The organism is Pseudomonas sp. G1002 (assembly GCF_013385455.1).
Taxonomy (GTDB): Bacteria; Pseudomonadota; Gammaproteobacteria; order Pseudomonadales; family Pseudomonadaceae; genus Aquipseudomonas.
In genome coordinates this window covers 11329-11986 of the sequence record NZ_JACAPY010000066.1, presented here as the reverse complement: position 1 = coordinate 11986, position 658 = coordinate 11329, and the positions used below count along the sequence as shown (strand labels likewise).

Annotated in this window: 2 protein-coding genes; both read left to right on the top strand. The window is 63.7% G+C overall.

Annotation, left to right across the window (positions count from 1 at the left end):
- On the top strand, positions 1-467 hold a 467-nt coding region (locus HX801_RS31505; RefSeq protein ID WP_256344325.1), incomplete at its 5' end, for an acyl-CoA dehydrogenase family protein.
- Between the two features lie 22 nt (positions 468-489).
- Positions 490-658: sigma 54-interacting transcriptional regulator (locus HX801_RS31500; protein WP_177023409.1), on the top strand; the 169-nt coding region annotated here is incomplete at its 3' end.

Below are 658 nucleotides of genomic sequence, written 5' to 3'. Positions count from 1 at the left end.
TCGGCATCGCCGAAGGCGCGTTCGAAGAAGCGCGCCAATACACCCTGGAAGAAGCCCGCCCGTGGTTCCGTTCCAGCGCCAGCCACAGCACCCAGGACCCTTACATCCTCAGCCACTACGGCGATTTCTGGGTGGCGCTGCAAAGCACCCGCCTGCTGGTGGAGCGCGCAGGCCAGGTGCTGGACGCGGCATGGGCCAAGGGCTCGGCCCTGACCAGCGAGGAACGCGGCGAAACGGCGATTGCCATCGCCACCGCCAAAGTCGCCGCCAGCCGCAATGGCCTGGAGTTGTGTAGCAAGGTCTTCGAGGTCACCGGCGCACGGGCGACCAACGCCTCGGTGGCCCTCGACAGGCACTGGCGCAACTTGCGCACCCAGAGCCTGCATGACCCGCTGGACTACAAACTTCATGAACTGGGCGAGTGGGCACTGAACGGTACCGCGCCCATCCCGACGTTTTATTCCTGATCTTTTATTCAAAGGGATAACCATGCAACTGCTGACCCTACCGCCCTCGCCCGCCCTTGCCACCTCCATCCGCGCCACCGCGCAGGTGTTTGAAGACCCCAGGTCCAAGGCCTTGCTCAAGCATGTGCAACAAGTCGCGCCGAGCGAAGCCAGCGTGCTGATCATCGGTGAAACCGGCACCGGCAAAGAGT